The sequence below is a fragment of the Streptomyces sp. MAR4 CNX-425 genome (assembly GCF_048656465.1).
In the GTDB taxonomy this organism is placed as follows: Bacteria; Actinomycetota; Actinomycetes; order Streptomycetales; family Streptomycetaceae; genus Streptomyces.
Window position 1 is genome coordinate 82,422 of the sequence record NZ_JBMDLF010000010.1, and the last position, 20,559, is coordinate 102,980.

Consider the following 20,559-nt stretch of genomic DNA (forward strand, 5'->3'; position numbering starts at 1 on the left):
CCGCGGATGGGCGGCGAAAGTCAGGCGAAAGGAACGCGCCGGGTCCGGTTGTCACCGGGATGAGTCAGAATTAGTGCAGGGCCACCGCACGAGAAATCTAGGGGCACGCATGTCCGGACTGATCGACACCACGGAGATGTATCTCCGCACCATCCTCGAACTCGAAGAGGAGGGCGTCGTCCCCATGCGCGCGAGAATCGCGGAGCGGCTCGACCAGAGCGGCCCCACGGTGAGCCAGACCGTCGCCCGCATGGAGCGGGACGGTCTGGTGCGCGTCGCCGGGGACAGGCATCTGGAGCTGACCGAAGAGGGCCGCATGCTCGCGACGCGGGTGATGCGCAAGCACCGCCTGGCGGAGTGCCTGCTGGTCGACGTGATCGGCCTGGAGTGGGAGCACGTGCACGCGGAGGCGTGCCGCTGGGAGCACGTGATGAGCGAGGCCGTCGAGCGCCGCGTGCTGGAGCTGCTGCGGCACCCGACGGAGTCGCCGTACGGGAACCCCATCCCGGGCCTGGAGGAGCTGGGCGAGGAGGCCGGGGTGGACCCGTTCCTGGACGAGGGCATGGTGAGCCTGGGCGCGCTGGGGCCGGACGCCGGGACGGTGATCATCCGCCGGATCGGGGAGCCGATCCAGAAGGACTCACAGCTGATGTCCTCGCTGCGGCGGGCCGGTGTGCAGCCGGGCGCGGTGGTGAGCGTGACGGACTCGGCCGGCGGCGTGCTCGTCGGCAGCGGCGGCGAGGCCGCCGAGCTGGACTCCGAGGTCGCCTCGCACGTCTTCGTGGCCAAGCGGTAGGGCCGTTCGGGCCCCGGCGGTGGCGGGTTTGCGCCGTTGCCGCCGCGGCGTCGAGCGGACGGCGGGATTCCTGTCCGAAGGGCAGCGCGCGGTCGCACCGCGTGCCACGCTGTCGCTGACGGCATCAGGGAGGGGTGGGTCATGCCGGTGACATACCCGGGCCCCCGCGCGCCCGGCGGGGGCCGTGGCGAGGGCCCCGGCGCCTGGCTCGCCGGGGCCCCGCCTCCCCGTACCGACCCGGAGCCCCGAGCTCCCAGGGTCGTCTCCCCCATCGGACCCGCCGTCCCCGCTGCGGGCCCGCCTCCCGGTCTCTGTCTCCCCGCGAAGGCCGCGGCCAACCCCGCGGCCCGGTCACTCGAACGAGGGGTGTCGGGGTCAGCGCCTCGGTGTTCGAACGGATATTCGATAGTGTGAGCTTCGCCGAACGGATTGGGGGTGTCGGTACAGATGGTGCGTCGTATCAACGTGACGGGGGCGGGCGGGCTGCGCCTGGCCGCCTGGGAGTTCGGGGACCCGCCGAAGCGCGGTGCCGACGGCCTCGGGCCGCGCCCGCGGCCGTCCGCCGCCGGGCCGGCCCGGGCCGGCGGGCCCGCCCCGGCCGGTGAGCCGCCGGGCGGTGGCCTGCAGAATCGTCCCGGCGTGCTGTTATTGCACGGCCTGATGGGCCGCGCGTCGCACTGGGCGACCACCGCCCGCTGGCTCTCCGCCCGCTCCCGCGCCATCGCGCTCGACCAGCGCGGGCACGGGCGCAGCGACAAGCCGGCGGACGGCCCGTTCGACCGCGACGCCTACGTCGCGGACGCCGAGGCCGCCATCGAGCAGCTGGACCTCGCCCCCGTCGTCCTCGTGGGGCACTCGATGGGCGCGCTCACCGCCTGGCAGCTCGCCGCCCGCCGCCCCGACCTGGTGCGCGGGCTGGTCATCTGCGACATGCGGGCCTCCGCGCTGGGCGCGGCCTCGCAGCGCGAGTGGGAGGAGTGGTTCCGCTCCTGGCCGGTCCCGTTCGCCACGCTCGCCGACGTCCGCAGGTGGTTCGGCGAGGACGACCCCGTGCTGGAGCGCCCGCGCCCCGCCCGCGGCGAGTTCTACGCCGAGGTGATGGCCGAGCGCGCCGACGGCTGGCGGCCGGTGTTCTCGCGCCGCCAGATGCTGCGGGCCCGCGAGACGTGGGTGCACGACGCGCACTGGGAGGAGCTGGCCCTCGTGCGCTGCCCGGCGCTGGTGATCCGCGGCATCGACGGCGAGCTGGGCCGGGCCGAGGCGCAGGAGATGGTCCGCGTCCTGCCGCACGGCGGCTACGCCGAGCTGGACGCCGGGCACCTGCTGCACCTGGAGGACACCGAGGCGTTCCACCGCGCCATCGAGCCGTTCCTCAAGGACGTGCTCACGCCGAAGTGACGGCGGCGCGGGGCGCCCCGGGCGGCGTACGGGGCCGGAAGCGGCCCGCGTTACTCGCCGACGAACCGGAACGTCGACGTGATCGCGTCGAACACGTCGAAGAACGAGTCCGCCAGGTCCAGCACCTGACTGCTGCCCGCGACCAGCGCCACCTTGCCCTGCTGGCCCGGGACCGGGATGAAGGTCTGCATCAGCACGGCCCGGACCGTGCGGTCGTCGCCGGGGATCTTGATGTCCTCGACGCCCTGCGTGCGGGCCGCGTTGCCGATGCCCTCGATCTCGACCGTCGAGACCTTCCGCCAGGCGTCGCCCTCCTTCTTCGGCCGGATCTGCTTGATCTGCTCCACGATCAGCGCCGGGTCGGTGGGCAGCAGTTCGCCGCTCTCGGTGCGGGCGCCGATGAGGGAGACGGTGATCGAGCCGGTCACCGGCACCTCGCCGCCGAAGCTCTCCGCCATGCAGCCGCAGTACAGGGCGCCGGACGCCCAGGCGTCCTTCGCGGCCTTGCGCAGGAACGCCTCCAGCACGCCGCGCTGCTCGGCGAGTTCGGGGTTGCGGCGGACCCGGTCGTTGACCATCTCCCGGATGGCGCCGTCGCGGGACTCGGGTCGTACGTCGAACTCCCACCAGGACTCCGGCACCCGGATCCGGAAGCCCCCGCGCTCGATCGTGAGCGCCTCCATCCAGCGGCTCATGCTGCCCCCTCCGTCGCACGTGTCGCACGCCCGGCCGTCTCCGGCGCGCCGCGGGCGGGCCGCGGCGGCGCAGTTATCCACAATCCCCGATACGCGCTGTTCCCGCGAAGGCCCGTGCGGATATCGTTTCGTAGACCCTAGTGTCCGAGCTGAACGCATTTCTTCGGGGGGAAAGCCGGGGAACAGCCGGGGACGTTCGAGGAGGATCAGCGTGCGCCTCACCCTGACCGTCGTCGATCCGCTCGGGGGCGACCGTGCCGACGTCGTCCTCGACGCCGAGGCGGAGTCGTCCGTGGGCGATGTCGCCCGGGTCCTGGCCGGCCAGCTCGACTCGATGCCGCCGCCGGGGGGCCCGCAGGCGGCGCCGCAGGCCGTCCCGGTGCCGGCGCAGCACGCGCAGCAGGCCCAGCACGCCCACGCCCAGGCCGCCGCGGCCCCGGCGCCCGCCGGCTGGGCCGCCGGCGGCCCGCCGCCGGGCCAGCCGGGCGCGCCTCCGGCGGCCGCCCCGTTCGGCGCCCCGCCCCGCCCGGCGCGCCGCCGCAGCCCGGCGGCGCGGCGCCCGCGCCGCCGCCCTCTTCGTCGACGGCTTCGCCGTCGACCCCGGCCTGCCCGTCGCCCAGTCGCCGCTGCGCGAGGGCACGGTCGTCAGCCTGTACGACCCGGTGGGCTGCCCGCCCCGCGAGGTCACCGGCCTGGTCGAGCTGCGCGTCGTCGGCGGCCCGATGGCCGGCGCGGTGCACCGCCTGGGCCTCGGCCGCGTCGACGTCGGCAGCGGCGACGCGACCCACATCCGGGTCACCGACCCCGAACTGCCCGAGCGCGCCTTCAGCCTCACCGTCTCCGCCGACGGCACCTGCAAGGTCCACGTCCACGGGGACCAGGAGAAGGCCACCCTCGACGGCACGACGTTCGCCGAGCTGGCCAAGCCCCAGGAGAGCTCCGACGAGGACGAGAGCCGCCGCTCCCGCCGGCGCCGCCGCCGCGAGGCCCGCCGGGAGGCCCGGCGCGTCCGCCGCGGGGGCGCCCCCGCGGCGCCCCCGCCGCCGCAGGAGCCGCCGCGGAGCAAGGACGCCTGGCCGTACGGCGCCCAGGTCGCCGTGGGCAACTCGCTGTTCGAGCTCGTGCGCTACGGCCCGCCGGACGCCGCCGTCGCCGTCTCCGAGGACGGCGCCGGGCTCGACTACAACCGCCCGCCGCGCCTCCTGCCGCCCGACCGCGAGACCCGCTTCAAGCTCCCGGCGCCGCCCAAGGAGGGCCAGGCCCGCCCGCTGCCGTGGCTGATGGCGCTGATGCCGGCCGTCATGGGCGTGACCATGTGCCTGGTCATGGGCCGCTGGTACTACCTGCTGATGGCGTTCATGAGCCCGATCATCATGATCGGCAACTACTTCATGGACAAGAAGCACGGCCGCAAGTCCCACGTGCAGGCCGTCGCCGAATACAAGGAACACAAGGCCCGGATCGAGAAGGACGCCCGCGACGCCCTCGTCGCCGAGCGCAACGAGCGCCGGCTGGGCGGCCCGGACCCCGCGCTCCTGCTGTCCACCTCCACCGGCCCGCGCACCCGGCTGTGGGAGCGCCGCCGTACCGACGCCGACCACCTGCTGCTCCGCTTCGGCACCGCCGAACTCGACTCCGAGGTCCTGCTGGAGGACCCCGAGCAGGACGAGCACCGCCGCCAGGTGCTGTGGAAGATCCAGGACGCGCCCGTCACCGTGCCGCTGCGGCAGGTCGGCGTCCTCGGCATCGCCGGCGCCGGCGACACCCCGCGCGCCCTCGGCCGCTGGGCCGTCGCGCAGGCCGCCGTCCTGCACAGCCCGCTGGACGTCCAGTTCTACGTGCTGACCGAGCCCGGCGGGCAGGGCGGCTGGGACTGGATGCGCTGGCTGCCGCACGCACGCCCGCCCGGGGAGTACGACACCAACGCGCTCGTCGGCACCGACACCGAGACCGTCGCCGCCCGCATCGCCGAGCTGACCCAGCTGCTCGAAGCCCGCCAGAAGGCCGCCAAGGACCAGCGCGCCAGCGGGCCGACGTCCTTCAAGGACCCCGACATCGTCGTCGTCTTCGACGGCTCGCGCCGGCTGCGCTCGCTGCCCGGCGTGGTGCGGCTGCTACGCGAGGGCCCCGCGGTGTCGATGTTCGCGATCTGCCTCGACTCCGAGGACCGCTTCCTGCCCGGCGAGTGCCAGGCGATCGTCGTCGCCGAGCCCAAGCCGGAGGAGCAGGACCCGCGGGCCGCCGCCCAGGGCGGCATCCCCATGCAGCAGGTGCCCGGCGTCGGCGGGCCCGGCGGCACCGGCGGCTTCCCGCCGTTCCGCGTCGGCGCCTGGGGCACCGGCCCGTCGCAGGACGCCGCCCAGCGCGCCGCCGCGGCCGACGGCACCGGCCCGATCCGGCTGCGCGTCGAGCAGGCCGGCTCCGAGCGGCGCCGCGGGGTGCGCCCGGACTTCGTCTCGCCCGCGTGGTGCGCGCTGGTGGCGCGCGGGCTGTCGCCGGTGCGGGACATCAGCGGCGAGGCGGAGGACGCCGCCATCCCGTCGTCCAGCCGGCTGCTCGACGTCGTCGAGCTGGAGCCGCCGACCGGGGACGCCATCGCCGCCCGCTGGCAGCTCGGCGGGCAGTCGACGACCGCGGTCATCGGAGAGTCGTACGACGGCCCGTTCGCCATCGACATCCGCAAGGACGGCCCGCACGGCCTCATCGCCGGCACCACCGGCTCCGGCAAGTCCGAGCTGCTCCAGACGATCGTCGCGGCGCTCGCGGTGTCGAACACCCCGGAGAACATGACCTTCGTCCTCATCGACTACAAGGGCGGGTCCGCCTTCAAGGACTGCGTCAAGCTGCCGCACACCGTCGGCATGGTCACCGACCTCGACAACCACCTCGTCACCCGCGCCCTGGAGTCGCTCCGCGCCGAGCTGCACCGCCGCGAGCACATCCTCGCCGGCGCCGAGGCCAAGGACATCGAGGACTTCCAGGACCTGCTGCGCCGCGAGCCCGGGCGGTACGCGCCGCTGCCCCGGCTGCTGCTCGTCATCGACGAGTTCGCCGCCATGGTCCGCGAGCTGCCCGACTTCGTCACCGGTCTGGTCGACATCGCCGCCCGGGGCCGCTCCCTCGGCATCCACCTGATGCTCGCCACCCAGCGCCCCAGCGGCGTCGTCTCCCCGGAGATCCGCGCGAACACCAACCTGCGGATCGCGCTGCGCGTCACCGACGGCGGCGAGTCCGCGGACGTCATCGACGCCCCGGACGCCGGCTACATCGCCAAGTCCATGCCCGGCCGCGCGTACGTCCGCCTGGGCCACGCCTCCCTCGTCCCCTTCCAGTCCGGCCGCGTCGGCGGCCGGCGCCCCGGCGCCGCCGACCCGGCGACCGCCCAGCCCTGGGCCGGCCGCCTCGGCTGGGCCGAGCTGGGCCGCGGCGCGCTCAAGCGGCCCGCGGGCGCGCAGCAGGAGGAGGACGAGATCACCGACCTGAAGGTGCTCGTCGACGCGGTCAACGAGGCCAACGACCGCCTGGGCATCCCCGAGCAGCACAGCCCGTGGCTGCCCGCCCTGCCCGACAGCGTCCAGCTCGACGAGCTGGACGCGCCGCAGGCGACCGGGCCGCTGCCCCCGGCGCCGTACGGCATCGAGGACCTGCCCGCGCAGCAGGCGCGGCGCACCGTCGCCATCGACTTCGCGGACTTCGGGCACCTCATCGTCGGCGGCGCCCCGCGCAGCGGCCGTTCGCAGATGCTCCGGACGATCGCCGGCTCCCTCGCCCGTACGCACTCGATCGCCGACCTGCACCTGTACGGCATCGACTGCGGCAACGGCGCGCTCAACGCGCTGACCCGGCTGCCGCACTGCGGCGCCGTCGTCAGCCGCAACCAGACCGAGCGCGCGGTGCGCCTCGTCGGCCGGCTCAAGCAGGAGCTGGGCCGCCGCCAGGAGCTGCTGGCCGCGGACGGCTTCGCCGACATCGCCGAGCAGCGGGCCGCGGCGGCCGACCCGGAGCAGAAGCTTCCGTACGTCGTGGTGCTCCTCGACCGCTGGGAGGGCTGGCTGCCCACCCTCGGCGAGATCAACCACGGCGACCTGACCGACGAGATCTACGGGCTGCTGCGGGAGGGCGCGAGCGTCGGCATCCACATGATCATCACCGGTGACCGCAGCGTGCTCACCGGCCGGATCAGCACGCTGACGGAGGACAAGTTCGCCTTCCGGCTGCCGGACCGCTCCGACTTCTCCATGATCAGCCTCAACGCCCGCAACATCCCCGAGGACATCGAGCCCGGCCGGATGTTCCGCGCCGAGAGCGGCCTGGAGACCCAGATCGCGGTCCTGTCCGACGACCTCTCCGGCGCCGCGCAGGCCGCCGCCGTCGCCGCCATCGGCGAGGCGGCGACGGAGCGGGACGCGGCGGTGCCGCGCTCGCTGCGCCCGTTCCGCGTCGACGTGCTGCCCAGCCGCCTCGGCTTCGAGGAGGCGTGGGAGATGCGCGACGTCCAGGCGCAGCAGGGCTCCAAGCTGTGGGCGCTCGTCGGCGTCGGCGGCGACGAGCTGATGGGCTTCGGCCCGAACCTGGCCGACGGCATCCCGGCGTTCATCATCGGCGGCCCGGCCAAGTCCGGCCGCAGCACGGTGCTGAAGTCGATGGCGCTGACGTACCTCCAGCAGGGCGTGCGGCTCGTCATCGCCGCGCCGCGGCCCTCCCCGATGCGCGATCTGGCGGACCGCGAGGGCGTGCTCCAGGTCTTCACCGAGGACGACATCGACGAGGACGAGGTGCACGACCTGCTCAAGCAGGCGTCGCCGGACGAGCCGATCGCGGTGCTCGTGGACGACGCGGAGATGCTGACGAACTGCGACGCGGGCGACGAGTTCAAGGCCATCGCCCGGCGCGGCGCGGAGCGCGGCTGGGCGCTGGTGCTCGCGGGCGACGAGGAGGAGGTCGCCTCCGGCTTCTCCGGCTGGCAGGTGGAGGCGAAGAAGGCGCGCCGCGGGGTCGCCCTGTCGCCGCAGGACCCGTCGGCGGGCGACCTCATCGGCATCCGGCTGAACCGCGGTTCGGTCGGCGACCAGGTGCAGCCGGGCAAGGGCCTGCTGCACCTGGGCGACGGCGAGCCGTTCGCGGTGACGACGCCGCTGGCGTGAGCGGGGGTGCCGGGAGCGCGGTCGTCGCGACCGGCATTGCCGCAACCGGCAGTACGCCGGTCGGTACGACCCTGCAACCGTGGGGGCGGGAGACTGCGTCTACGGTTGCAGGATACGAACGATGCATGACTGACGTCTCGGGGACGGCCCTCGCGACGATGAGAAAAACGGGAGGGTAGCTGCCATGGGCAAGGCCGATGTCGATGTTACATATCAGGACATGCGGGATGCCGCCAAGCGACTCAAGGACGAGCGGCAGGACATCGACCGCAAGCTGGATGACCTGCGCAAGTTCATCCAGGGCCTGGTGAGCGACGGCTACGTGACCGGTCGGTCCTCGAAGCAGTTCGACCAGTCCTTCGACGAGTTCACCACCGGTGCGAAGAAGACCATCGAGGGCCTTGAGGGAATGGGCGACTTCCTGAAGTCCGCCGCCGACGCCTTCGAGAACCTGGACTCCGAGCTGGAGAAGGGCCTCAAGGGCTGACCTCCGCGGTTCGGTTCGGCTCGTTTCGCTCGGACGGGGCGCCGTGGCATCGTTGTTCCGGTGCGGCGGCGCCCCGCTTCCGTAGTGACTGGGGGAGAGGCCCATGGGAGACGACGGCGACAGGCTGGCGATTCCGCTCAGCGAACTCGACGGCTTCGGCGGGCGGCTGCGCAGCATCAAGAACCGGATGAACCGCACGAAGAAGACCTTCGAGTCGTACCGCGACGACATCGGGGACAGCGGCGTGGTCGACAAGCTGGAGGACTTCGAGTCGGGCTGGGAGGACGGCCGCGGCGACATCGACGAGCAGTTGACGAGCCTGGCGGAGATGTCCGACACCGTGGTGCGCGAGGCGCACAAGGTGGACGTGGACCTGGAGAAGGAACTCAAAAAGGGCACGAAGAAGGAGGAGAGCCAGGTGGGCGGCGGCGCGTAGCCGCCCGCGTCCGCTCTCCGCGGCCGGGCCCGCGCCGGTGCGTACGGTTCCAGACGAAGGACGGCCATGGCAGTGCGGCCCCGGCTCCGGTCCCAGCTCCGGGCGTTGCTGAAGGCGGGCGAGCGGGGCGCCGGAACGTACACGACGATCAACCCGTGGAACTCCCGGCGCACCTTCGCCGCCTTCGCCTACCTGGCCGAGCAGTACGGCTACCGCTACGGCGGCCTCTCCGCGGACCACGCCCCGAGCCGCGGCCACCCCGTCTTCGCCTTCCACCGCCTCCCGGACGCGGCGGAGCGCGCGGCCCGCACCCGCTCCCGCTACCCGGACGCCCCCCTCGGCGGCCCGCTCCCGGGTCTGGCCCCCGGCCGCGGGCCGGTGCCGCTGCCCGAGGCGCGCGCGGAGGTGGAGCTGCTGCACGCGCGCATCATGCTGGACCTGTACGGCCCGTCGAGCCGCGGGCGGCTCCGGCTGCTGGCGGTGGCGGTGCCGCTGGGGGCGCTGCTCGCCCTCGCGGTGGGCGGGGCCCTGCGGCCGGTGCCGCTGGCGGTGGCGGGCGGGGGCGCGGCGCTGTGGTGGGGGTACCTGTGGCTGGCGGCGGCGATCATGCGCAGGCGGCACGGCAGGTACCGCGGGATGCTGGAGCGGGCGGGCGTCACGTGGCCGCCCGACGCCGCCGCAAGCCCGCCGCCATAAGCCCGCCGCCGTGACGCCGCCGCCGTCAGCCCGAGGCCGGTGAGCCAGCCGCCGCGTCGCGTCAGCCGCGGGCGCGGGTGAAGTCGCCCCGGGCTATCCGGGGGGCCAGGGGTTCCCGGGTGAGGGAGCCGTAGCCCGTGGCGGCCCACACGCTGTCCTCCGCGGGCGCCTCGAAGTACGGGACGTCGCGGCCGTCCACCGTGTCCGTCAGCACCTCCGGGGCGCGGCGCTCGCGCAGGGCGGTGGTGCAGCCGGCGCAGGCGGCGACGTGGAGCTGGCGGCGGCGGCCCAGGGGGCGCCAGCGGGTGCGGTGGGTGGCGCGGCCGTGGAGGGGGTTGAAGAAGCACAGGGGAAGCGGCGTGCCGGTGCGGCGGGGGCGGGGGCGGGTGCGGCGGGCGGCGTCGATCGCGTCGCGGCCCTCCGCGACCAGGGCCAGCACGCCGGCCAGGTCGGCGCGGCCCCGGGCGCCGTCGAGGACGGTGCCGGCCGAGGCGTACGCGTCCAGCGCCGCGTGCAGGTGCGCCGCCCGGCCGTCGGGGGCGGCGGCGTCGGCCTCCACCTCCCGTACCGCCTCGCCCAGCGCCACGACCTCGTCCTCCGCGCGGCGCCGCAGCTCCGTCTCGTCCGCCGCGCGGGCCGCGGCGAACACCGCCTGCGGGGTGGCGAACGGCGCGGCGGCCGCGCGGGAACCGGTGCGCCGGCGGACGTAGAACAGCGCCCCGGCGGCCAGGACGACGGCCAGGGCGATGCCGCCCAGCACCAGGGGCAGCGCCGGACCGCCCCCGTCCGCCGCCCCCTTCGCCTCCTCCGCGCCCGGCGCGGCCGGGGACGGGCCGGCGCCGAGGTCGGCGACGGCCTCGTCGTAGACCTCGGTGCCGTTGCCCGCGTCGATCAGCTCGACGGCCTTCTCCACCCGGGCGGCGAGCCCGGCGTCGCGCATCTCGTCCAGGTGCCCGATGGCCCGCACCGCGTCCTGCGCCTGGTGCTCGTCGCCGGGCCACTCGTAGCCCTCCAGCCATTCGGCCTGTTCGCCGGTCGTGACGAGGATCAGCTCGCCGCCGCCGAGCCGCCCCCGCACCACCTCCGCGAGGGTCCCGGGGTCCCCGGCGAAGTCGTCGCCCTTCGCGAGCGGGACGAGCACCACCCTGATCGGCAGCCCGGTCGCCTCGATCCGCGCGGCGAGGTCGCGCTGCCGCGCCTCGTCGACGGCCCCGGCGTAGGCGTCGTGCACGTAGACGGGGGAGTCGCGCAGGTGGTTCGCGATCTCCTCCCCGGGGCTGGGCGCCGCCCGGGCGGCGGGGGCGGGCAGCAGGAGGCAGAGGAGCGCGGCCAGCACGCCGGCCGCCGCGCCCGCGCTCCGCGCGCGGGGCGCGCCGTGCGCGGGCCGGGGGCCGCGTTCAGTCGTGGACACCTGCGGACTCCTGTGCCTCGCGGATCAGTCGGGGTATCCCCTCGCCGGCCGCGGCCAGCGCGCCGGGGGCCTCGTCGTACGGGATACGGGCCTTCCCGCGCGGCGACGGGAGCGTGAGGCGCCGCGCCCGCGCCGTGTCCGGGCCCGCCGACGCCGCCGCGCGGCAGGCCGCGCAGAGGGGGACCGTCCGCGCCGGTGCGCCCGGGGCGAGGCGGGTGCGCGACCGGGCGTGGGCGGGGCCGTGGAGGGGGTTGAGCGTGCACAGGCCGCGGGGCGGGGCGGCGTCCGGGCGGGCCAGCGTCGCGCGGCCCGCGCGGGCCAGGGCGATCGCCGCCGCCAGCGCCTCCGGCGGCGCGTCCGCGTCGATGCGGCCGTCCTCCTGCGCGTCGACCAGCAGCTGCGCCGCGTCCAGGCAGTCCCACACGCGCGTGCGCACCGCGCCGTCCGGGTCGGCCGCGTCGAACTCCCGGGCCAGCGCCGCCAGCTCCGCGTGCGCCGTGCGCCGCAGGTACGCCTCCGAGGGGTCCGGCGGCGCCTCGTACCCCGGTGCCGCGCCGCCCTCCGGCCCGGCGGCGCCGGCGACGGCCCCGGCCGCGGCGACGGCGGCCCGCGCCCGGCGGAGGATCCCCACCGACCCCGCGACCACGCCGAACGCCACCGCCGACCCCAGCGCCCCCACGACCAGCCCCGGGACGAAGTCCGCCGCGAACACCGACGGCAGCGCGTCCTCCGACACCGGGTCCGGCGGGTCCAGCGGCGACGGCACCGTGCCCGCGCCGTCGCCGCCGCCGCGCCGCGCGCCGGCCAGCTCGTCCAGCAGCGCGCCCACGCGCTCGCCGAGCCGCAGGTCGTCGTTCTCGCGCGGCGGGTAGCCGATCTCCTCCGGCAGCAGGTACAGCTCGATGTCGAGCCCGACGCCGAGGTCCGCGGCGTCGACGTAGCCGCTGCGCGGGTCGGCCAGGACGTAGACGCCGTCCTTGCCGGAGGTCTCGGCGAGGGTCTTGAGGAACGTGTCCGCCTGCCCGCCGGACTCGTCCTCCGGCGCCATCGGCACCGAGACGACGTACACCGGCACGTCCAGCGCGCCGATCCGCCCGCGGAGCTCCTTCAGCTCCGCGGCGTCGATCTGCGCCGGCGACTCCGGGTCCAGGTACACCGGGTGCTCCGCGAGGCCCGCGGCCACGCGGTCCAGGCGGGCCGTCATGTCCGCCCGGGTCGGCAGCGGGCCGGGGTCGGACGTCGTGTCGTCGTACCGCGCCGCCGCGCCCAGCGCGATGCCCCCGGCCAGCACGGCCGCCGCCGCGCACGCCGCGAGCAGCCCCCGGCCGCCCACCCCGGCGAACGGCGCCGCGGCCGGCTTCCCACCGGCCCGCGCCGCCCGGTCCTGCCGCGCCCGGGTCCGTATCCGCAGCACGTACACCGTGAGCGTCAGCGTCAGCAGCGGCACCCCGGCCAGCGCGATGCCGGTCAGAAAGGACTGGTTCTCGCGGTCGGTGCGCGTGATGTGCAGCTTGTCCGGCTCCTCGCGCGGGCCGCTGTCCGCGTCGCCGCCGTACTTCTGCCGCGCCGCCTCCGCGCGCCCCGCCGGGTCGTCGTCGGTCAGCGCCTCGACGAAGCGCTGGAACGTCAGCACCGGCCCGGCGTCGTAGGGCAGTTCGTACAGCGCGACCGTCGCCGCCGCCGACGCGGGCACGTCGACGCCGAACGGCACGGCGGTGACGCCGATGCCGCTGCTGTCCAGCAGCACGTACAGCCCGTCCCGGCGCAGCCGGTCGTGCACGGCCCCGAGCAGCCGCTCGTCGAACGCCCCGCGCTCGGGCAGCAGCACGACGTACGTCGGGACGCCCGTCCGCTTCGCGACCGCCGCGAACTCCGGGGCGGCGGAGCGCGGGATCTCGCGCGGAGCCTGGTCCGTGACGTACACCGGGTCCTCGCGCAACTGCGCCGCCAGATACGCCGCCTGCCCGCCGGAGTCCCCCGCCGCCCGGCCCGCCGCGGCCGCGCCGGTCCCGGGCAGGAGCGCCAGGAGAACCAGCAACCCGAGAGCCACCGCCGCCCGGACCCGCCCCGGCGCCGGCACCGCCACACCACCCACCGACTTCACCATCCCCCCGCGCCGCGCAGGCCCGCCGGACACCCGCCGCCGCACCGGCCGCCGCATGGGTATCCCCCTTTCCCACCGGATCGTAGTGACGACCACCGACATCGCTAATCCCGCCCCGGGCGCCCGCGGAATTCCATCTTATTGACGAGTTGGCGACTGCACATATCCGGATTCGCCAATACGCCGTCCGCGCCGCTGTCACGGAGCGCCCCGCCGGCCCCGTCCGGGCCCCGCTCCCGGCGGGCGCGCGCCCGCCGGCCGCCCGCCGCGGCGGACCGCTCGCGCCCCCGGCAAGCTGGTGATTCGCCCCTTCGCAACGTGGCCGTCTCAGCTGTCGGAACTGTCGATGTGCTGTGACGCTCTCGTTGCCCGGCGCGGGTTGAGGGGGGTTTAGGCTACTGCTACGGTTCGATGGCTTGACAACCTGTTGCGGCGTTCTCGGCCGACCAGGTAGGGGAATTTCGGCCAGGAAACGGCGAGTTACGGGGTGATTCCGTGAAGACCAGGGAACGCACGGCAGCCGCGGGCGGCAGGTCGGCCGCCCCCGCTCCGCAGTCCGGCGACCGGCTGCCGTTTGCCCCTCGCGAACGCAAACCCGCGTTGGCGGCGCTGGCCGTGCTGCTCATCCTCGCGGGCGCGCTGGGCACGGCCGTGCTCGTGCTGCGCGCCGGCAACCAGGTCGCCGCCGTGCAGATCTCCGAGCGCGTCCCCGCCGGCGAGGGCATCACCGAGGAGCACATCGAGCAGGTGATGATGCCGGAGGACAGCGACATCCCGTACATCCGCTGGAACCAGCGGGGCGGTCTCGACGACTTCTACGCCACCACCGACCTCGTCCCCGGCAGCGTCCTGGTCTCCGAGATGATCCAGGAGGGCAAGGGTTTGGAGGCGGGCCAGACCGTGGTCGGCGTGACCATGGAGTCCGGCCAGATGCCCGGCAGGCTGGAGAGCGGCGCCCGCGTCGACGCCTACTTCGTCGGCGACAGCCCGAGCACCAGCGACGACGACACCGGCACCGCCGGCACCGTCGCGCCCGGCGAGGTGCTCGCCGAGGGCGTCAAGGTGCAGAGCATCGTCAGGGGCGACGACGGCACGGTCACCAGTGGAACCGTCACCGTCAATCTCCTCGTCGACAAGACACAGGCGGGCCCCATCGTCACGGCGGCGTCCGAGAAGGAAGTCGGCCTGACTCTCGTATCCAGCAACGGCTGACATCGTCACGGGGAACGGTCAACGGGTCTTCACGGGAGCGAGGGAACTCACCATGGCGCTGATCGCAGTCGCGGCCGACAAGGGCGCGCCCGGCGTGACGACGACCTCCGTCGCGCTGGCCGCCGTCTGGCCCCGGCGCGTGCTGCTCGCCGAGGCGGACCCGGCGGGCGGCGACCTCGTCTACCGCTCGGTCGGGCAGAACGGCAACGCCCTCGACCCGAACACGGGCATGCTGTCGCTCGCCGCCACGGCCCGCCGCGGCATCGCGGCCGAGCAGCTGTGGGACCACGCCCAGCCGATGTCCGGCGGGCTCGACGTCATCGTCGGCCTCGGCAACTCCGACCAGTCCGCCGGGCTCACCCGGCTCTGGCCCACGCTGGGCCGGGCGTTCGCCGCGCTCGCCGAGTCGCCGCACGGCGGCGCGGACGTGATCGCGGACTGCGGCCGCGTCGGCGCGGAGTCCGGGACCCTGGAGCTGTTCTCGCACGCCGCGCTGGTGCTGCTGGTGGCCCGGGCGCTGCCGGAGCAGATCGCGCGGGTACGGGACCGGGCGTCGTCGCTGTCCGCGCGGCTGCACGGCACCCAGCGCGGCGCCGCGGCGCTGGGCACGCCGCTGATCGGCGTGCTGCTGGTCACCGAGCCGTCCGGCGCCGCGAAGGTCGCCGGGCAGGTCAACGACATGCTCACGGCGTCGCAGTCGGGCGCCCGGGTGCTCGGCGTGATCGCGGACGACCTCGCGGGGGCCGAGCAGATGGCGGGGCGGCGGCGCGGGCGCCCGGAGAAGTCGATGCTCGTACGCTCCATCCGCAAGGTCGCCAGCGACATGCACCAGAACTTCGGCTCGCTGTTCGCCGAGCCAGCGACCCCGGGCACCCCGCAGCCGCCGTACGGGGGCGGGGTGCCGCCGGCGCCGTACGGCGGCGGCGCGCAGCAGCCGGGCCAGCCGGGCCAGCCCGGGCAGCCGCCCCAGCCCGGCCAGCCGGGCCAGCCCCAGCCGCACGGCCAGCAGCCCCCGCCCCCCGGTCAGCCCGGTCAGCCGGCCCAGCCCGGTCAGCCCGCCGCCCCGGGCCAGCACCCCGCCTACGGCGCCCCCGGCGCCACCCCCGGCCCCGGCCCGGGCAACCCCCCGGGCCCCGGCCCCCGCCATGGAGCCGCCCGATGACCAGCGGACCCGCAGTGGACCACGGCCTCGTCAAACGCTTCCGCCAGGAAGCCGGCGACCGCATAGCCCGGCAGCGCCACGAGGACCAGCTCGCCGGCGTCACCCCCATGTCCGCCGAGGACGAGCGGCACTTCGCCCGCGCCGTCATCGCGCAGATCCTGGAGGACTACGCCCGCGCCGAGATCAACTACGGCCGCACGCCCCTCGATGCCGAGACCGAGGAGGCGTACGCCGCGGCGGTGCACGCCGCCCTCTTCGGCGTCGGCCGGCTCCAGCCCCTCCTGGACGACCCCGAGGTCGAGAACATCGACATCAACGGCTTCGACCAGGTCTTCGTCGGCTACGCCGACGGCCGCGAGGCCAAGGTCGACCCGGTCGCCGAGAGCGACGAGGAGCTCGTCGAGCTGATCCAGATACTCGGCGCCTACTCCGGCCTCTCCTCCCGCCCCTTCGACACCGCCAACCCGCAGCTCGACCTGCGGCTGCCGGACGGCTCCCGGCTCTCCGCGGTCATGGACGTCACCCGCCGCCCGGCGCTGTCCATCCGCCGCGCCCGCCTCGGCAAGGTGTTCCTGCCCGACCTGATCGGCAACTCCACCATCTCCCCGGAGCTGGGCTCCTTCCTGACCTGCGCGGTCCGGGCGCGTAAGAACATCATGATCGCGGGCGCCACCAACGCCGGGAAGACGACGCTGCTGCGCGCGCTGGCCAACGAGATCCCGGCCGTCGAGCGCCTGGTCACCGTCGAGCGCGCGCTGGAGCTGGGCCTGGACCAGTTCCCCGAACTGCACCCCAACGTGGTCGCGTTCGAGGAGCGGCTGCCCAACTCCGAGGGCCACGGCGCCATCACGATGGCCGAGCTGGTGCGCAGATCGCTGCGTATGAACCCGTCCCGCGTCATCGTCGGCGAGGTCCTCGGCGACGAGATCGTCACCATGCTCAACGCGATGTCGCAGGGCAACGACGGCTCGCTGTCCACGATCCACGCCAACAGCTCCTCCGAGGTCTTCAACCGCATCTCGACGTACGCGCTCCAGGCCAGCGAGCGGCTGCCGGTGGAGGCCAGCCAGATGCTCGTCGCCGGCGCCATCGACTTCGTCGTCTTCATCGAGCGGCGGAACCTCTACCACCAGGGCGGCGGCCTGCAGCGCATGGTCACGTCCGTACGCGAGGTCAACGGCGTGGACGGCCGCGTCATGTCGTCCGAGGTCTTCAAGGAGGGCCCGGACGGCCGGCTGCACCCGCACGCGCCGATCAACTGCATCGACGAACTCATGCCGTTCGGTTACCAGCCCAGCGGGGAATGGAGGTAGCGGCGCATGGGCAACCAACAGCTCTTCTCCGTCACGATCGGCTACGGGCTGCTCGCCGGCGCGATGGTCGGCGGCGGTATCGCGCTGCTCGTCGTCGCGCTCCGCGGGCTGCCCGCGAAGCCGGACCACGAGAAGGCGCAGCAGGGCGAGCGGGCCGCGGAGCTGGTCCGGTTCGCCAGCCAGCGCGCGACGCTCGCGGGGGTCGCCGGACTGCTGGTGCTGCTGCTCACCCGCTGGCCGGTCGCGGGCCTGGCCACCGGCGTGCTGGTGGCGTTCTGGGACAAGCTGTTCGGCGGCGCCGCCGCCGAGCGGACGGCGATGAAGCGGGTCGAGGCGCTGGCCCAGTGGACGGAGTCGCTGCGCGACACGATCGCCGGCGCGGTCGGCCTGGAGCAGGCCATCCCGGCCTCCGCCCGCGCCGCCGCGCCCGCGCTGCGCCCGCACCTGGACGCGATGGTGGACCGGCTGCGGTCCCGTACGCCGCTGCCGGACGCCCTCCAGCACCTCGCCGACGACCTCGACGACGCCTCCGCCGACCTGATCATCGCGGCCCTCGTCCTCAACGCCCGGCTGCGCGGCCCCGGCCTGCGCGAGGTGCTGGGCGCGCTGGCGAAGTCGGCGCGCGAGGAAGTGGACATGCGCCAGCGGGTGATGGCGCAGCGCGCCTCGACGCGGCGCAGCGTGCAGATCGTCGTCAGCGTCTCGGTGGCGTTCGTGCTCGGCCTGTCCGTCTTCAACCGCAGCTTCGTCGAGCCCTACGGCTCGCCGACCGGCCAGGCCGTCCTGGCGTGCGTCTGCGGCCTGTTCGCGGCCGGCTTCTGGTGGCTGCGCAAGCTGTCGACGATCGAGACGCCGGAGCGCTTCCTGGCGGGTGCGAAGCAGCAGCCGCAGCAGGTCGCGTTCGTCCGGCCGCGTGAGGAGGTCTCCTGATGGAGTTCCAGGGTGCGGACATGCTGACGTACTCCGTCCTCATCGGCGCCGTCCTGGGCCTGGGCGTCTATCTGCTCGTACGGGCCCTGGCCCCCGGCCGCCGCGGCGCGGTCGCGACGGTCGCGCGGGTCGACGCGATGCGCGCCCGCGGCGCCGGCCGGACGACGACCTCCTCGGCGCAGCAGCAGGAGGAGGGGCGCTTCGGGGGGCTGCGCGCGCACATCGGGCAGCGGGCCGCGGAGTTCTACCTGCGGCAGGGCTGGGAGCAGCGTTCGCTGCGTTCCGACCTGGCGGTGCTGGACCGGTCCTGGGAGAGCTTCCTGGCGACGAAGGTGATGCTGTCCGCGGTGGGGCTGGTCTTCGGCCCCGCGGCGTTCGCGCTGATCTCGGTGGCGGGCTTCGGCCTGAACCCGGTGATCCCCGTCTGGCTTGCGCTGGTCTTCGCGCTGCTCTTCTTCCTCCTGCCGGACCTGGAGGTACGCCGCGACGCCGCCGACAAGCGCAAGGATCTGCGCCGCGTCGTGGGCGCGTACCTGGACCTGGTGGCGATGAACCTGGCGGGCGGACGCGGCCTGCCCGAGGCCCTGATGGCGGCGGCCGACATCAGCGACGGCTGGGCGCTGCGCAGGGTCAGGAACACCCTTGCCGACGCCCGCATCACCGGCACCAGCCAGTGGCAGGCGCTCGGCAATCTCGGCGACGAGCTGGGGATCGAAGAGCTGAAGGACCTGTCGGCGTCGCTGGCGCTGGTCTCCGACGACGGCGCGAAGGTGCGCGAGTCGCTGGCGGCCAGGGCGGAGACCATGAGGCACCGGGAGCTTGCCGAAATCGAGGGGGCGGCAGGCGAGAAGTCCCAGTCCATGCTCGTCGCGCAGCTGCTGCTGTGCGCCGGGTTCCTGGTCTTCCTGGTCTATCCCGCGGCGATCCGCGTGTTGCAGGTCTGAGTCATCCCCCCACTACGCAGAGAGGACGTACGACGTCATGAAGAACCGCTTCACCAGCACCGGCAACCCAGCCATCGACTTCCTGGTCACCTTCCTGCGCGGCCGCGTGGAGCGCGCCCGCTCGGGTGAGCTGGACCGCGGCGCCTCGGCCGTGGAGTGGGTGATCATCTCCGCGATCGTGGTGGCGATCGTCAGCGCGGTCGCGGTCATCATCAACCAGGCGCTGTCCGACGGCGCGAACGACGTCAAGGACTGCATCAGCGACGCCGGCGCGGACGGCTGCTGAGCCGCCGGAGGTGGACTGACGATCATGAGGACGACGGCACGGGCACCGGCGTGGCTGCGGCGCAGGCTCGACGCCTGCCGCGGCGACGGCGGCGGCGGTGACCCGTACGCGCCCGCGGGGGCGGGCGGCGGGCGGCGCGGCGTGGGCGGGGGCGACCGCGGCATGTCCGCGATCGAGTTCGTGCTGCTCACCCCCGTGCTGTATTTCATGATCTTCGCCACCGTGCAGTTCGGGCTGTACTTCTTCGCGGACCACGTCGCGCAGGCGACCGCGCAGCACGGGGCGCGCGAGGCGCGCCGGACCGCCGAGTCGAACCCGGGCGGCTGGCAGGGCCTGGCCCGGCAGGCGGCGCAGGAGCGGCTGAACACGGTCGGGCCGAAGCTGCTCACCAGCCCGGACATCCGGGTGTACGAGGGCGCCGACGACCGGGTCGGGGTGGAGGTGGAGGGCGGCGTGGTCAACGTCTTCCCGTTCATCGACCTCACGGCGCGGGCGGAGTCCGAGGGGCCGATCGAGCGGTTCGTACCGGACCTGGGATGACGGGGGACTGAAGACCGATGGCTGGGAGCGAGGAGCACGGCGGGCGGGGGGAGCAGGGCCCGCCGGGGGAGCGCCGGGACCTCCGGTCCGACCGGGGGGTGACGACCATCGAGGTGGTGATCCTCGCCCCGGTGATGTTCCTGTTCATCCTCGTCCTCGTCGCGTTCGGCCAGCTGGTCGACGGCCGCGGCGGGGTCGACGGCGCGGCGCGCGACGCGGTGCGTGCGGCGTCGTTGCAGCGGACCGTGGGGGCGGCGCAGTCGGCGGCGCAGGAGGCGGCGGAGTCGCAGCTGGCGGGCGACGTGTGCACGGGGCCGGTGGACGTGGACCTGTCGGGGGACTTCGCGCCGCCGGAGCCGGGGGAGGCCAGCAGCATCATCACCGTCGAGGTGACCTGCGAGGTGAAGGGCCTGGGGATGCTGGGTCTGGACATCGACCCGCGGATGACGGGCTCGTCGTCCGCGCCGCTCGACCCGTACCGGAGGGCGGGATGAGGCGCGTACGTGTGCTGTCCGCGCGGGTGCGCGGCGCGCTGGCGGCCCGGGCGGAGCGGCTGGACGACCGGGGTTCGGGAGCCGGCGCGGTCATCATCTTCGCGTTCCTGTTCATGGCGCTGGCCGCGTTCGTGGTCGACGGCGGCCTGGCGATCTCGCAGCGCGAGCGGGCCGCGGACATCGCCGAGCAGGCGGCCCGGTACGCGGCGCAGGACACCGACAAGGACGCGCTGTACGAGGGGCAGACCGAGTTCGAGGCCCCGATCCGGCACGAGAACTGCGACAGCCGGGTCCAGGAGTTCATGTCCCACGTGACGGTCCACAACGGCGAGGTCAAGTCCGCGGAGTGCACGGCGGAGCACGAACGCTACGTCGAGGTCGAGGTGGTCCTCAGCTACCGCCCGCTGCTGACGGGCCTGGCCCTGGACGGCCCTCTGGAGGCTACCGGCAATGCCCGCGCCGAGCCCCGCACGGAGGTCGGCGAACCCGAGTGAACGGTCGCTTCCGGATC

18 protein-coding genes are annotated in these 20,559 nt (G+C 74.6%); 15 read left to right on the top strand and 3 right to left on the bottom strand.

The window, feature by feature from the left end:
• Positions 1 to 109: 109 nt before the first annotated feature.
• Both ACHZ99_RS25520 and ACHZ99_RS25525 read left to right on the top strand, forming a co-directional pair.
• Complete coding sequence (locus ACHZ99_RS25520) at positions 110 to 796, top strand: iron dependent repressor, metal binding and dimerization domain protein (protein WP_420307083.1); 687 nt, start codon at positions 110 to 112, stop codon at positions 794 to 796.
• A gap of 447 nt (positions 797 to 1,243) precedes the next feature.
• Positions 1,244 to 2,194, top strand: a complete 951-nt coding sequence (locus ACHZ99_RS25525) for an alpha/beta fold hydrolase (protein ID WP_420307084.1) — start codon at positions 1,244 to 1,246, stop codon at positions 2,192 to 2,194.
• A gap of 50 nt (positions 2,195 to 2,244) precedes the next feature.
• On the opposite strand, the gene ACHZ99_RS25530 is transcribed toward ACHZ99_RS25525, so the two are convergent.
• A complete protein-coding gene (locus ACHZ99_RS25530) occupies positions 2,245 to 2,889 on the bottom strand; it encodes a hypothetical protein (RefSeq protein WP_420307085.1) in 645 nt (214 codons plus the stop codon).
• 662 nt (positions 2,890 to 3,551) lie between these two features.
• On the opposite strand from ACHZ99_RS25530, the gene ACHZ99_RS25535 reads away from it, so the two are divergent.
• The 4 genes from ACHZ99_RS25535 (at position 3,552) to ACHZ99_RS25550 (ending at position 9,652) form a co-directional block, all read left to right on the top strand.
• Entirely contained in the window at positions 3,552 to 8,033 is a 4,482-nt protein-coding gene (locus tag ACHZ99_RS25535; RefSeq protein WP_420307086.1) for an FtsK/SpoIIIE domain-containing protein, read from the top strand.
• Between the two features lie 184 nt (positions 8,034 to 8,217).
• Positions 8,218 to 8,520, top strand: coding sequence for a WXG100 family type VII secretion target (locus tag ACHZ99_RS25540; RefSeq protein WP_420307087.1), 303 nt, complete (start codon positions 8,218 to 8,220; stop codon positions 8,518 to 8,520).
• A gap of 103 nt (positions 8,521 to 8,623) precedes the next feature.
• Entirely contained in the window at positions 8,624 to 8,956 is a 333-nt protein-coding gene (locus ACHZ99_RS25545) for a hypothetical protein (RefSeq protein ID WP_420307088.1), read from the top strand.
• 66 nt (positions 8,957 to 9,022) lie between these two features.
• The gene (locus tag ACHZ99_RS25550) at positions 9,023 to 9,652 is read left to right on the top strand and encodes a hypothetical protein (RefSeq protein ID WP_420307089.1); all 630 of its coding nucleotides are present in this window, start codon (positions 9,023 to 9,025) and stop codon (positions 9,650 to 9,652) included.
• Positions 9,653 to 9,713: 61 nt separating this feature from the next.
• Here ACHZ99_RS25550 and ACHZ99_RS25555 read toward each other — a convergent pair whose 3' ends face one another.
• Both ACHZ99_RS25555 and ACHZ99_RS25560 read right to left on the bottom strand, forming a co-directional pair.
• Positions 9,714 to 11,063, bottom strand: a complete 1,350-nt coding sequence (locus tag ACHZ99_RS25555) for a hypothetical protein (RefSeq protein ID WP_420307090.1) — start codon at positions 11,061 to 11,063, stop codon at positions 9,714 to 9,716.
• Positions 11,050 to 13,101 (bottom strand): hypothetical protein, encoded by a 2,052-nt coding sequence (locus ACHZ99_RS25560; protein ID WP_420307091.1) that lies wholly within the window; start codon positions 13,099 to 13,101, stop codon positions 11,050 to 11,052. The genes ACHZ99_RS25555 and ACHZ99_RS25560 overlap by 14 nt, the downstream gene beginning before the upstream one ends.
• A 561-nt stretch (positions 13,102 to 13,662) precedes the next feature.
• Here ACHZ99_RS25560 and ACHZ99_RS25565 point away from each other — a divergent pair.
• From ACHZ99_RS25565 to ACHZ99_RS25605, 9 genes are all read left to right on the top strand, one after another.
• On the top strand, positions 13,663 to 14,379 hold the full coding sequence (locus ACHZ99_RS25565) for a hypothetical protein (RefSeq protein ID WP_420307092.1): 717 nt from the start codon (positions 13,663 to 13,665) through the stop codon (positions 14,377 to 14,379).
• Positions 14,380 to 14,431: 52 nt separating this feature from the next.
• On the top strand, positions 14,432 to 15,541 hold the full coding sequence (locus tag ACHZ99_RS25570; protein WP_420307093.1) for a hypothetical protein: 1,110 nt from the start codon (positions 14,432 to 14,434) through the stop codon (positions 15,539 to 15,541).
• On the top strand, positions 15,538 to 16,854 hold the full coding sequence (locus ACHZ99_RS25575) for a CpaF family protein (RefSeq protein ID WP_420307094.1): 1,317 nt from the start codon (positions 15,538 to 15,540) through the stop codon (positions 16,852 to 16,854). The genes ACHZ99_RS25570 and ACHZ99_RS25575 overlap by 4 nt, the downstream gene beginning before the upstream one ends.
• Positions 16,855 to 16,860: 6 nt before the next feature.
• The gene (locus tag ACHZ99_RS25580) at positions 16,861 to 17,784 is read left to right on the top strand and encodes a type II secretion system F family protein (protein ID WP_420307095.1); all 924 of its coding nucleotides are present in this window, start codon (positions 16,861 to 16,863) and stop codon (positions 17,782 to 17,784) included.
• The gene (locus ACHZ99_RS25585) at positions 17,784 to 18,728 is read left to right on the top strand and encodes a type II secretion system F family protein (RefSeq protein WP_420307096.1); all 945 of its coding nucleotides are present in this window, start codon (positions 17,784 to 17,786) and stop codon (positions 18,726 to 18,728) included. The genes ACHZ99_RS25580 and ACHZ99_RS25585 overlap by 1 nt, the downstream gene beginning before the upstream one ends.
• Positions 18,729 to 18,765: 37 nt before the next feature.
• The gene (locus ACHZ99_RS25590) at positions 18,766 to 19,014 is read left to right on the top strand and encodes a hypothetical protein (protein WP_420307097.1); all 249 of its coding nucleotides are present in this window, start codon (positions 18,766 to 18,768) and stop codon (positions 19,012 to 19,014) included.
• Positions 19,015 to 19,038: 24 nt separating this feature from the next.
• On the top strand, positions 19,039 to 19,554 hold the full coding sequence (locus ACHZ99_RS25595; RefSeq protein WP_420307098.1) for a TadE family protein: 516 nt from the start codon (positions 19,039 to 19,041) through the stop codon (positions 19,552 to 19,554).
• A gap of 98 nt (positions 19,555 to 19,652) precedes the next feature.
• Positions 19,653 to 20,048, top strand: coding sequence for a TadE family protein (locus tag ACHZ99_RS25600; RefSeq protein ID WP_420307307.1), 396 nt, complete (start codon positions 19,653 to 19,655; stop codon positions 20,046 to 20,048).
• On the top strand, positions 20,045 to 20,542 hold the full coding sequence (locus tag ACHZ99_RS25605) for a TadE/TadG family type IV pilus assembly protein (protein WP_420307099.1): 498 nt from the start codon (positions 20,045 to 20,047) through the stop codon (positions 20,540 to 20,542). The genes ACHZ99_RS25600 and ACHZ99_RS25605 overlap by 4 nt, the downstream gene beginning before the upstream one ends.
• Positions 20,543 to 20,559: the final 17 nt, after the last annotated feature.